This window comes from Caulobacter sp. NIBR1757, assembly GCF_027912495.1.
Taxonomy (GTDB): domain Bacteria; phylum Pseudomonadota; class Alphaproteobacteria; order Caulobacterales; family Caulobacteraceae; genus Caulobacter.
The window spans coordinates 3,898,576-3,910,780 of record NZ_CP115463.1; the positions used below are offsets into that span (position 1 = coordinate 3,898,576).

General features: G+C 68.2%; 11 protein-coding genes. 9 read left to right on the plus strand and 2 right to left on the minus strand.

Translation table 11 applies throughout. The features are described 5' to 3' along the window. Window positions 1–94 precede the first annotated feature (94 nt). From O5I81_RS18765 to O5I81_RS18785, 5 genes are all read left to right on the plus strand, one after another. Window positions 95–298, plus strand: coding sequence for a hypothetical protein (locus tag O5I81_RS18765; protein WP_271066387.1), 204 nt, complete (start codon window positions 95–97; stop codon window positions 296–298). Then, window positions 291–1,955, plus strand: a complete 1,665-nt coding sequence (locus O5I81_RS18770; RefSeq protein ID WP_271066388.1) for an MFS transporter — start codon at window positions 291–293, stop codon at window positions 1,953–1,955. The genes O5I81_RS18765 and O5I81_RS18770 overlap by 8 nt, the downstream gene beginning before the upstream one ends. Before the next feature lie 7 nt (window positions 1,956–1,962). Next, complete coding sequence (locus tag O5I81_RS18775; RefSeq protein ID WP_271066389.1) at window positions 1,963–3,075, plus strand: HlyD family secretion protein; 1,113 nt, start codon at window positions 1,963–1,965, stop codon at window positions 3,073–3,075. Beyond that, entirely contained in the window at window positions 3,075–4,445 is a 1,371-nt protein-coding gene (locus O5I81_RS18780) for an efflux transporter outer membrane subunit (protein WP_271066390.1), read from the plus strand. The genes O5I81_RS18775 and O5I81_RS18780 overlap by 1 nt, the downstream gene beginning before the upstream one ends. A gap of 226 nt (window positions 4,446–4,671) precedes the next feature. Continuing rightward, window positions 4,672–5,445 (plus strand): SDR family NAD(P)-dependent oxidoreductase, encoded by a 774-nt coding sequence (locus O5I81_RS18785; RefSeq protein ID WP_271066391.1) that lies wholly within the window; start codon window positions 4,672–4,674, stop codon window positions 5,443–5,445. Between the two features lie 297 nt (window positions 5,446–5,742). Here O5I81_RS18785 and O5I81_RS18790 read toward each other — a convergent pair whose 3' ends face one another. After that, window positions 5,743–6,585, minus strand: coding sequence for a methyltransferase domain-containing protein (locus O5I81_RS18790; protein WP_271066392.1), 843 nt, complete (start codon window positions 6,583–6,585; stop codon window positions 5,743–5,745). Window positions 6,586–6,679: 94 nt separating this feature from the next. Beyond that, window positions 6,680–6,955, minus strand: a complete 276-nt coding sequence (locus O5I81_RS18795) for a hypothetical protein (protein ID WP_271066393.1) — start codon at window positions 6,953–6,955, stop codon at window positions 6,680–6,682. A 160-nt stretch (window positions 6,956–7,115) separates the two neighbouring features. On the opposite strand from O5I81_RS18795, the gene O5I81_RS18800 reads away from it, so the two are divergent. The 4 genes from O5I81_RS18800 to O5I81_RS18815 all read left to right on the plus strand — a co-directional run bounded on the left by O5I81_RS18800 (window position 7,116) and on the right by O5I81_RS18815 (window position 12,166). Beyond that, the gene (locus O5I81_RS18800) at window positions 7,116–8,339 is read left to right on the plus strand and encodes a TIGR03862 family flavoprotein (protein ID WP_271066394.1); all 1,224 of its coding nucleotides are present in this window, start codon (window positions 7,116–7,118) and stop codon (window positions 8,337–8,339) included. Between the two features lie 116 nt (window positions 8,340–8,455). After that, the gene (locus O5I81_RS18805) at window positions 8,456–9,658 is read left to right on the plus strand and encodes a restriction endonuclease (protein ID WP_271066395.1); all 1,203 of its coding nucleotides are present in this window, start codon (window positions 8,456–8,458) and stop codon (window positions 9,656–9,658) included. Between the two features lie 218 nt (window positions 9,659–9,876). Further along, on the plus strand, window positions 9,877–11,082 hold the full coding sequence (locus tag O5I81_RS18810) for an HNH endonuclease (protein WP_271066396.1): 1,206 nt from the start codon (window positions 9,877–9,879) through the stop codon (window positions 11,080–11,082). Between the two features lie 130 nt (window positions 11,083–11,212). Then, window positions 11,213–12,166, plus strand: a complete 954-nt coding sequence (locus tag O5I81_RS18815) for a M15 family metallopeptidase (RefSeq protein WP_271066397.1) — start codon at window positions 11,213–11,215, stop codon at window positions 12,164–12,166. The last annotated feature ends 39 nt before the right edge of the window (window positions 12,167–12,205 follow it).

The following is a 12,205-nucleotide window of genomic DNA, read 5'->3' on the forward strand; positions in this document are numbered from 1 at the left end:
ACGCGACCGTCCACTTGTAAAAATGGACGCTAGCGTCCAGTTATCCGCCATGGCTACCCCCCGCCCCCATCGTTCGAATGTCGGAAGCTCGACATTGGATCGGAACCTTCCGCACCGAAGCGGCCTTATCGCAGCCGTGCTGGATGAGGCTTTCGAAGTGCGGGAAGCCCGGGCGTCCGACCTTGCCGACCAGCCCGGTGAAACTGTCGATCTGGTCGAGGACATGGCTTTCATTCAGGAACAGGTGGACGCCCGGCTGTCCGGGGGCCTCACCGCCGGGGGCCGCGCCCATGGCTAAGGCCCCCGCTGTCCCCATCCGCTGGGCGCCGCACGAGCAGCCCACCATCCCCGGCTCGGCCCCGACCCCGGATCACCACCCTCGGCTACGGATCGCCTATGGCCTCATCGGCCTGCTGGTTGGACTGACCGGCGGCCTCGGCAACGCCCTGGTCAGCGTCAATCTCGCCACCTTCCAGGGGGCGCTGGGCCTGTCGCCGGTCGAGGCGGCCTGGATCCCCATCGTCTTCACCATGACCAGCGTCTGCGCCAGCATCCTGCTGTTCAAGGTGCGCCAGCAGTTCGGCCTGCGGCTGTTCGCCGAGCTCGGTCTCTCCGTCTATGTCCTCTTGATGATCGGCGACCTGTTCGCCCAGTCCTACGGCTCGACCCTGCTGGTCCGCGCCGCCAGCGGCTTCGTCGGCTCCTGTCTGACCAGCATGGGCATCCTCTACATGCTGCAGGCCTTCCCGGCCGCCCACCGCATCAAGGCCATCATCATCGGCATGGGCCTGACCACCCTGGCCATTCCCATGGCCCGCTTGTTTTCCAGCGACCTCATCCAGGTCTCCGAATGGCGCGGCCTGCACATCTTCGAGCTGGGCCTGGCCCTGCTGTCGCTCGGCGCCGTCACCATCCTCAAGCTGCCGCCGTCGGAGAAGTTCAAGGCCTTCGAGAGCCTCGACCTGGTCAGCTTCGGCCTGTTCGCCGGCGGCATGGCCCTGCTCTGCGCCGTCCTTGGCCTCGGCCGCGTCGTCTGGTGGACGGAGGCCAGCTGGATCGGCTGGGCCCTCTGCGGCGCCGTCATCCTGATCGTCAGCGCCCTCGTCATCGAGCACAATCGCAAGAACCCGCTGCTGCAGACCCGCTGGATGGGCAGCGCCGACATCCTGCGCCTGGCCCTGGTCTCCATCCTCGTCCGCATCATCCTGTCGGAACAGACGGTCGGCGCCGTCGGCCTGATGACCGTCGAGGGGGTCGGCAGCGACCAGCTGCGCGGCCTCTTCGCCATCGTCCTGATCGCCACCATCGCCGGCAGCGTGGTCAGCGCCCTGACCATGAACCCGGCCAATCTCGGCCCGCCGCTTCTGGTCTCGCTTGCTCTGATGGCGGTCGGCGCCTTCATGGACAGCGACGCCACCAACCTGACCCGGCCCGAAAACCTCTACCTCAGCCAGGCCATTCTCGCCTTCGCCGCCTCCCTGTTTCTGGCCCCCGCCCTGCTGTTCGGCATCGCCCGCGCCATGGCCCAGGGGCCCAGCTACATCATCAGCTTCGTGGCCGTGTTCAGCGGCGCCCAGACCCTGGGCGGGCTGATGGGCTCGGCCCTGATCGGCACGCTGCAGGTGGCCCGCGAGAAGTTCCATTCCAGCCAGCTGGTCGAGAGCCTCAACCCGGCCGACCCGCTGGTCGCCCAGCGCCTGCAACAGCTGGGCGGCGCCTATGCCCGCACCCAGCCCGACGCCGCCCTGCGCCAGGCCGAGGGCGGCGCCCTGCTCAGCCAGCAGGCCACCCGCGAGGCCAACATCCTCGCCTACAACGACGTCTTCCTGGCGATCGCCGTGATCGCCGCCCTGACCTTCCTCTGGATCGGCTTCCTGTACCTGCGCGCCCGCCTGCGGACCCGCCGGGAAGCCCTGGCCCTGCAGCGGGCGAACCCCGCCTCGGGCAACTTGTGAGATGACGATGACCGACACCACCCAACCGGGCGCGCCCGCGCCTACCTCTGAAGAAGAAATCCCGCCCAGCGGCTGGAAGCCCCCCTTCAGCCGCCGCAGCCTGATCATCGGCGCCCTGGTCATACTGGCCGGGCTGATCGCCATCCTCTACGCCTGGAAGCTGCCGCCCTTCACCAGTGACATGCAGACGACCGACAACGCCTATGTGCGCGGCCAGGTGACCATCCTGGCGCCGCAGCTCAGCGGCTATGTCGCCGAGGTCGCCGTGCAGGACTTCCAGATGGTGAAGAAGGGCGACGTCCTCGTCCGCATCGACGACCGCATCTACCGTCAACGGCTTGAGCAGGCCGAGGCCGGCCTCGCCGCCGCCCGCGCCAATCTCGCCAACAGCGCCCAGGCCACCCGCGCCAAACAGGCCGGGGTCGGCGGCCAGCAGGCGGTGCTGGCTTCGGCTCAGGCCCAGCTGGCCCGCGCCCAGGCCGACATGCGCCGGGTCGACGAACTCGTCGCCGACGGCTCGGTCTCCTTGCGCGAACGCGACCAGACCCGCGCCGCCCTGCAACAGGCCCAGGCCGCCGTGCAGCAGGCCAAGGCGGGCGGCGAGGCGGCGCGTCAGGACGTGCTGTCCACCGTTGTCGGCCGCGGCTCGCTGGCCGCCGCCGTCGCCAACGCCGAGGCCCAGGTGCGCCTGGCCCAGATCGATCTTTCCAACACCGTCATCGTCGCGCCGCAGGACGGGCAGCTGGGCGAGGTCAGTGTCCGCAAGGGCCAGTATGTCGCCGCCGGCACCCAGCTGACCGCCGTGGTGCCGCGCCAGCTCTGGGTGACCGCCAATTTCAAGGAGCGGCAGACCGCGAAGATGGCCCCCGGCGAGCGCGCCGTCCTGCGCGTCGATGCGCTGGGCGGGGCCCGGCTGACCGGCGTCGTCGAACGCATCTCCCCGGCCAGCGGCTCGGAGTTCAGCGTGCTGAAGCCCGACAACGCCACCGGCAACTTCGTCAAGGTCGCCCAGAGGATACCGGTCCGTATCAAGCTCGATCCCGGCCAAAAGGCGGCCGAGCGCCTGCGGGTCGGTATGAGCGTCGAGGCCCGGGTCGATACCAGCACGGGGGGCCTGTGATGCGCCGCTTCCTCCCCCTGCTGCTGACCAGCGCCATCGCCCTGCAGGCCTGCGCCACCACGGCGACGCCGACGCCGCCGGCCGCTACTGTCACCGCCCCCACCGCCTGGCGCACCGACCCCGGCCCGGGCGTGGCCATCGACAAGGCCTGGTGGACCGGCTTTGGCGATCCCGTGCTGACCCGGCTGGTCGAGACCGCTGTCTCAAACAACACCGACGTCGCCATCGCCGCCGCCCGCGTCGACGAGGCCCGCGCCCAGACCCGCGTCGCCCGCGCCGCCCTGCTGCCCACCCTCGACGCTGGGGCCGGCGCCCAGGACGCCCGAACCTTGAACGCCTTAGGCCAGCCGACCACCGCCTATACCGCCCAGCCGCAACTGACCTTCGCCTACGAGGTCGATCTCTGGGGCCGGCTGCGCGACCAGGACAAGGCCGCCCGCGCCAGCCTGCAGGCCAGCCAGAACGCCCGCGACGCCGCGCACCTGAGCGTCGCCGCCGCCACCGCCAACGGCTACATCGTCCTGCGTGGCCTGGACGCCCGTCTGGCCACCGCCAATGAGACGCTGGCCGCCCGCACCGAGGCCCTGCGCCTGGCCAAATCCCGCGCCGACGCCGGCTACACCTCCAATCTCGAACTGAAGCAGGCCGAAGCCGAATACCAGGCCGCCGCCCAGCAGGTCCCGACCCTGAAACTGGCCATCAGCCGCCAGGAAAACGCGCTGAGCCTGCTGCTCGGCCAGACCCCGGCCGCCATCCCGCGCGGCAAGGATCTCTTCGCCCTGACCCAGCCGCCGACGCCCGACGGCCTGCCCTCCGACCTGCTGCGCCGCCGCCCCGACATCGCCCAGGCCGAAAACGCCCTGGTCGCCAGCAAGGCGTCCTACGCCAGCGCCCGCGCCCAGCTGCTGCCGCAGGTCCGCCTCACCGCCAGCCTCGGCGCCCTGTTCGTCGAGGGGCTGGACGGGGCCACCAACGTCTGGAGCCTCGGCGGCAGCATCCTGGCCCCGCTGTTCAACGGCGGCCGTCTCTCCGCCCAGGCCGACGCCGCCGGCAGCCGCCGCGACCAGGCCGCCTTCGCCTACCGCAAGTCGGTCCTCACCGCCTTCCGCGAAGTCGAGGACGCCATGGCCGCCGTCCAGCGCCTGCGCGAGGTCGAGACGGCCGTCCAGGCCCAGCGCGACGCCGCCGCCGAAACCCGCCGCATCGCCCGCAACCGCTACCAGGCCGGCTACGCCTCCTACCTCGAGGAACTCGACGCCCAACGCAGCCTGTTCACCGCCGAGCTGGCCCTGAGCGCCGCCCGCGCCGACCGCCTGGCCGCGACGGTGCAGCTGTACCAGGCGATGGGCGGGGGTTGGTCGGCGAGCTAGCAAGCTTCCGTTCGCCGCTTCTCTTCAACTGTCATCCTCCGACCGCGCAGCGGATCGGGGGACCTAAGGCGGCTCTGGATAGACTCCCGGCCGCCTTCACGCGGACAGTTGGGTCCCCCGGTCGCCCTGCGGGCGCCGGAGGATGACAGGGTGTTTAAGCGATAGCCGTCTTCCCTGCCCCACCGTCAGTCCCCGATACTCCCCGCAAAAGACGCGAGGAACACCCATGACCTACCCGCTCCCCAACGCTTCCATCGACCTCACCGGCCATGTCGCCCTGGTCACCGGCGCTAGCTCCGGCCTCGGCAAGCGCTTCGCCCAGGTGCTGGCCGCGCAGGGCTGCGCCGTCGCCCTGACCGCCCGCCGGGTGGACCGGCTGGAAGCGCTGGCGAAAGAGATCAACGACGCCGGCGGCCGCGCCGTCGCCCTGGCGCTCGACGTCACCGACGCCGACCAACTTCTCGCTGTCGTCGGCCAGGCGGAAGAGGCGCTCGGCCCCGTCGACATCCTGATCAACAACGCCGGCATCCCCGATGCCCAGCGGGCCCACAAGATGAGCGTCGAGCTGATCGACGCGGTGCTCGACACCAATGTTCGCGGCCCCTGGATCCTGGCCTGCGAATTCGCCCGCCGGCGGATGGCGGCGAACGCGCCCGGCCGCATCATCAACATCGCCTCCTCGGCCGCCTACAGCTACACCGGCGGCGGCGCGGCCCTCTATTCGGTCAGCAAGGCGGCCATGGTGCGGATCACCGAGACCCTGGCCGTCGAGTGGTCGAAGTTCCACATCAACGTCAACGCCATCGCCCCCGGCGCCTTCGAGAGCGAGATGATGGACGGCATGCTGTCGCGCATGGGCGACATCAGCCAGCACTTCCCCCGCAAGCGCATCGGCAACCCGGCCCAGCTGGACTCCACCCTGCTCTACCTGTGCAGCCCGGCCTCCGACGCGGTGACCGGGACCTGCATCCGGGTCGACGACGGGCAGGGCGGGCGCTAGGCCCCGCTATCGAAGCGGCAGGCCATTATACCCCGATCACCGGCCTACGAAAAAAGCCGGGCGCCGGCCGGGAGCGGCGGAAACGCCATGGCCTGTTGGCTTTGGCGTGGATCGGGGCGCGGGGATTGTAGGCAGCGGCGTAGGCGGGGCGTAGGCGCCGGCGAGGGGAATGTAGGCAGGCGGCGCCATGCCTGGGCCTACGCAGCGACAAGTCTCTCGCCGGGCGCGCAGAAGAGCGATGAAATACCGATGAATATGTCTAGACATATTCATGACGGCGTTGAATTTACTGCAGTTTTAGACCCGCTTCGCGGTGACGATCCAGGTCGCCGAGTCGAACCAGACGCCGTCCGGCCCGTCGTGGGCTGCCAGCGTCTCGCGAAGCGAGGCCAGGACGGCTTCCCGCTTGTCGGGATGGTCGGCGATCAGCCGCGCCGCCGGCCCGACCTTGCGGGCGACGATGAGGGCGTCTTCCAGGGCGTTGCCGCCGATCGGTTGATCGTGCGGCGTCAGGGTGACGTCGCCAAAGCCCGCCCCGGCCAGGATGGAGCGCACCCTTTCCGGATCGGAGAAAGCGAAGGGCCCCGGCGCCAGCGGGTCGGTCGGCTCGGCGGGCGGCACATGCTTGAGGGCGGCGGCGAGCGGCGCCGTCATCCAGGGATTTTCCTTCAGCGGCCGCCAGCAGACGAAGGCCAGCCGGCCGCCGGGCTTTAGCGCCGCCGCCAGGTTGGCAAAGGCGGCCGGTGGATCGGCGAAGAACATCACCCCGAAGCGGGAATAGAGGGCGTCCCACTGGCCGGCCCCGAAGTCTTCAGCCTGCGCGTCGGCCTCGATGACCGAGGCCTGGGACAGTTCGGAGGCGGCGATCCGCTGGCGGGCGACGTCGAGCATGGGGCGTGAGATATCGGCCCCAAGCACCCGGCCTTCGGGCCCGACGGCGAGGGCCAGGGCGAGCGTGGTGTCGCCGCAGCCACAGCCGATATCGAGGATGCGCTCTCCCGCGCGAGGGTCCAGCGCCGCCATCGCCGCTTCGCCGAGCGGGGCGATCTGGCGGTCGAGCAGGGTCTGCAGGCTGGCCCAGGTCAGGCCGGGCGTGTCGTTCCAGTAGTCGATCTGGGCGGTGTTGGGCGGCTGGGTCATGACAGCGGTGATACCAGTCCCGGCCGCGTCCCCAAAGCAAAACGCCCCCCGGCCGGAGCCGGAGGGCGCTGTCTGTCAGGGGATAGCGGCCAGACTATTGCTTGGCGGATTCCTCGATGGCGTCGGCCTTTTGCTCGGCGGCCTTCTCGGTGGCGTCAGCCTTCTTGTCCATGGCGTCTTCGGTGGCTTCGCCCTGGGCCACGGCGGCGTCCTTGGCGACGTCGCCCTGTTCCTTCATGGCGTCGGCGGTCTGTTCGCCCTGGGTCTCGACGGCGTCGGCCTGCTTGTCGGCGGCCTTCTCGGCGGGGCTGCCGCAAGCGGCCAGGGACAGGGCGCCGAGAGCGGCGGCGGCGGCGATGATGATACGCATTGGGTGTTCCCTCCGTGTCTTATTGCACGGGGAAATAGCGCGCGAGATTCCACTTGGTTTCATCGCGCCGGATAAAATCCTCCCGAACGGGAAACGCGCCTCGTCGTCCACTGGTCCATCACGTTCGTTCACGGAGCCGCGAACCTGCTACAAGCCCGGCATGTCCCCAACAGTCACCATCATCGGCGCCGGTCCCGCCGGCCTGATCGCCGCCGAGACGCTCAGCAAAGCCGGCGCCCGCGTGCGCCTGCACGACGCCATGCCATCGGCCGGCCGCAAGCTGCTGATGGCCGGGCGCGGCGGCCTCAACCTGACCCATTCCGAACCGCTGGAGACCTTCCTCGGCCGCTATGGCCAGGCGACCGACTGGGCCGGCCCGCTGCTCGACGGCTTTACCCCTGCGGACCTCATCGCCTGGGCCGAGGGCCTGGGCCAGGCGACCTTCGTTGGCTCCAGCGGCCGGGTGTTTCCCAAGGCCATGAAGGCCTCGCCCCTGCTGCGCGCCTGGCTGGGCCGGCTTGGCGAGATGGGCGTCACCCTGGCCCTGCGCAGCCGCTGGACCGGCTGGGACGCCGCCGGCGCCCTGACCTTCGAGACGCCGGACGGTCCGGTCAGCGAGACCGCCGACGCGACCATCCTGGCGCTCGGCGGCGCCAGCTGGCCAAGGCTCGGCTCCGATGGCGCCTGGACCGGCCTGCTTAGCGCCCGCGGCGTCGAGATCGCGCCCTTCCAGCCGGCCAACGTCGGGTTCAACGTCGCCTGGAGCGATATCTTCAAGCAACGCTTCGCCGGCCAGCCGCTGAAGGCCATCGCCCTGACCCATGCCGGCGTGACCGTGCGCGGCGAGGCGCTGATCGCCGACTACGGCCTGGAAGGCGGGGCCATCTACGCTCTGTCGGCGGGGCTGCGGGACGCCATCGCCCGGGACGGCAAGGCGGAGCTCATCCTCGACCTGCACCCCGACCAGACGCTGGGGCAGCTGACCGCCCGGCTGGTCACCCCGCAGGGCCGCCAGAGCCAGTCCAACCACCTGCGCAAGGCCGCCCATCTGTCGCCCGCCGCCATCGGCCTGATGCGCGAGGCGACCGGCGGACCGATCCCGATCTCGCCGCGCAGCCAGGCCGCCCTGATCAAGGGCGCGCGGATCACCCTGACCGGCATGCAGGGGCTAGAGCGGGCCATCTCCAGCGCCGGGGGCGTGCGCCTGTCCGAACTGGACGAATCCCTGATGCTGCGCCGCCTGCCCGGGGTGTTCGCGGCCGGCGAAATGCTCGACTGGGAGGCCCCGACCGGCGGCTACCTGCTGCAGGCCAGCCTGGCCAGCGGCCTGGCGGCGGCGCGGGGGGCTGGGGCGAGGCTGGGGCTGAGTCCGGTCAGTATTTAGCCCTCATTTCTCGATAGAGCTATCAGAACCGGCCCGTTCTAACGATCCAAACCCTGTCTCTGTCCACAAGAACAGGGGATGTAATTCGCCAAGCTCTTCCCTATGTGGCTGAAGACATGGCCACCGATGTAGATGCACCCAGCCCTATCATGGCCGCCCTCGAACTGTTTGGGGCGGCAGAGGCCAATTTGCTCAAGCTTGAGCGACTCTGGTCCGAAATCGAAAGCCTGATGCCGGGCGGTATAGTCTTCGGCGGTGACGTGGAATACGAGGACCGCTGCCGGTCTTATGCCGCCGTCCTTGAGGCCTTGCCCAAAATTGATGGATGGAAGCCAGAGGCCGGGCCGCCCGACTTGAACGATCTTGCCCAGAATCGGTGGGACGCTCAAGAAGTCGATGAAATCTCCGCCCACGTGGCAGTGGAGAATTGGGCAACGGAGCCCGGTCGCGAACTCCGCGAGTACCGGCATCGGCTCAATTCAAAGCGCCGGGCATTGGTCAGAGATTCTCTAGTTGAGCTGATCGACCACATCGATGCCGACTTGAGGCTGTTGCGAAAGAGAGCGGGTGATGCCGAGCAGAACCTCAAACTTTCCGACGAGGACTGGTCGCCGCTAAGAAGCCACCACAAGCAAATTGAGGTGCTGCTCGGGAGCAGCATCGAAAAGCCTCCGCGCTGGGGAGATTTCCGGCGGCATATGGGTTTCGGGCTCGTATGCGACCTGAAAGACATTGAACAAACGGATTGGCCTGCTGCCAAGACCGCGCTCCGCAAGGGCCTGTACGGGGCGAATGACCCGTTGCCAGTCGCGGTGGCCGACCTTTCTGATCTAGTGGCGGCAAAGCCGCGCGGTCCGGTGACGGTCGAATTGAAGTGGTCGCAGTTGAGCGACGAAGGGTTTGAACGCCTGCTGTTCGGGCTCATCGGGGATGAAACAGGCTACGAGAACCCCGAGTGGCTCATGCAGACCCGGGCACCCGACCGGGGTCGCGACCTTTCGGTCACGCGCGTGATGACCGACAGCCTAGCAGGCACCATTCGCCAACGGGTCATTATTCAATGCAAGCATTGGCTCTCGAAGAGCGTCAGCCTTCCTGAAATCACCACCGCCAAGGAACAGATGGCCCTCTGGTCCGATCCGCGTGTTGATGTCTTGATTGTTGCGACCAGCGGTCGATTTACGACCGATGCCGTTCAATGGGTCGAGAAATACAATTCGGGGGGCCAAGGTCTGCGCATCGAGCTTTGGGCAGACAGTCATCTTGAAAGACTGCTGGCCGCGCGGCCAGCATTGGTTACTGAATTCGGATTGCGTTAGGCGCCGTGCGACCGATCCGACTCGCGGCTCCGTTCCGGATGCCGCCGAGTTTAGGTTCTTACAGATCTTCAATTTATTCAATAAAAACAAACTATTATAAGGTTGAAAATCCACGCGAGTCCAAAAGGGAATGCTCTCGCGGGCCAATACGCAGGCCCGGAGGGCAACCGACGTCCAAACGCCCCCCCGGCCAGGGAAGCGCGAGCTATAAGGGCCGTATGAACCCGCGCCTTTGCATCTTCTGCGGTACCCCGCTGACCCGCGAAACCAAGCCGGAGCACATTCTGCAAGATGCGCTCGGCGGCAAGAGCATGAGCAAGGTGCTCGACTGCTCGGACTGCAACAGCACCTTCGGCTCGACCATCGATAAGGCGCTGGCCGAAGAGATTCGGCCCATCCGCAATATGTGCCACATGCCCTCCGGCAATGGCGAACCGCCGCCCGCCGTGCGGCACGACTCGATCGCCGGCAGAATTGTCTATGGTGCTGGCGGTCGACCGCGCCTCATCGAGAAGCCGTTCACGCTAACCAAGGCGGATGGAGTGGTCACCATCGCGATCCGCGCTGGATCGGCCGAACAGTTCGTTGCCAGCCTGAAGCACGCGGCGGCGCAACTACGCGTGCCCGTTGCTGAACTCTGGGAAAAAGTAAAAGCGGGACCAACGGAGGTTGTCGAACGCTTTGAACCGTTGCCGACCGAACCCCGTCGGCAATCTCTCGGCGGCGAACTTTCGGTGCGCGCCATGGCCAAGTCGTGCCTGCTCCTCGCAGCAAAGCACCTTGGAAACGAGGCTGTGCGCGGGCCTGCATTTGCTGAGGCTCGAAACTTTGTAACCAACGGCGATCTCGGCGATTCCGGCGGGGTCACCCTTGATAGCCGTCCGGTACCGTTTTCCGACGCGCTCGAAGCCCGGTTTGGCCCCTTGTTCAACCTGATTCAGGTGGCAACCGACAGCCGCGGCCGGCTGCTCGCTCATTTCACCCTCTACAATGTCATTGGTTGGCAGATTGTCCTGGCCGAAGAAGGGGCGCCAGCCGGCTTCTGCACGGCGCTCGCGTCCAACCCACTCAAACCGCAGATATGGTCGGACAAGATTGCAGAGGAGCTCGGCGTTGACACTGCCTGGCTCGAAACGCCGAACTTCAATTCCGGGGACGGCGTCCGACGCTTCGGGCGCATGTGGGTGGTGAGCGACGACCTTGCGCGAGAGCGTGAGGTTGGCCGAATTGTAGAAAGTGCCTTTGCCCGCCACGGAATCGTTGGCGATGTCGTTGTGGACAATGACGCCATCAAGGATCAGGTGTTTGCTGAAATCCACGGTCGCATGGCGGCCATGATCGTCCGGGTGCCCTACGAGCGCGTGATTTCTCTTGATGAAATCGAGGCCCTGCTGAGTGAAAGCGACGTGGGAGACCAAGCATGAGCCCGACCAAGCGCAGCCTTCGGGAGTTTGGGTGTGCATGGCCGTCGAAACCAGCCCGGCCCCCCGACTGAACCTTCCGGCGATTGACGCGCTGACCCAGCCGTGACCGGATGGCCGGTCTGGAGGCGGCATGCGGGCCATCCTGCGTTTTCTCGACCGGGTGATCCAGGGACTGCTGCGGCTGCTCGGCTGGGCCGCGGCGCTGGCCCTGCTGGCGGTGATCGTCGTGGCCGGGGTCTGGTTCCTCAGCCGGCCGGATGCCGAGCCCCCGTCTCTGCGCGAGCCCTATGTCGGTGAGACCTATGTCGCCCGCCCGCCCCCGCCGCCGCTCACCCGCGACTGCCAGGACAGCCGCTACGCCGCCGCGGCCCGGGCCAACACGGAGACGGTGCGCGGCCTTATCTGGTCGCCCTTCAGATCGGAGGAGATCGGCTGGGAGCTCTACGCGCCGCTGATCGCCAACGAGATCGCCACCGCCTGCGGCCCTGAGCAGCCGGGCTTCGCCGCCGCGCTGGCGGCCTGGCAGCGGCGCCACGGCCCGGTGGCTGACGGGGTGATGAGCCCGGCCGTGTTCGACGCCATGCGGCAGCGCTGGCATCGGGCCCGGACGTTCGCCAGGATCGATCCCGAGAACTGCCCGCCGCCGACCACCAACCTCGCCTGGGCCCGGCCGGACGAGGTCTACGGCCGGCCCATGCAGCTGCGCCCCGGGGCCCTGGCCGCCTATCGCCAGATGATCGCCGCCGCCCGCGCCGAGGCGCCCTCGGTGTTCAGCCAGCCCAACGCCCTGAAGATTTTCTCGGCCTATCGCGATCCGGAGGCCGACGCCGCCCGCTGCCTGACCGACGGCAATTGCGACGGGGTGCGCCGCACCCTGTGCTCGGCCCACCGCACGGGCCTGGCGCTGGACATCCATGTCGGCATGGCGCCGGGCGGCGATCCGGCCTCCACGGCGCAGTTCAACCGCCTGGCCCAGTCGCGCACCCCGGCCTATCGCTGGATGGTTCGCAACGCCGGCCGCTTCGGCTTCGTCAACTACCCCTACGAGCCCTGGCACTGGGAGTGGACGGGCGAGCCCATATAGGACCCGCCCGCGCCACCGGCCCTCCGTTCGGGGAGACGG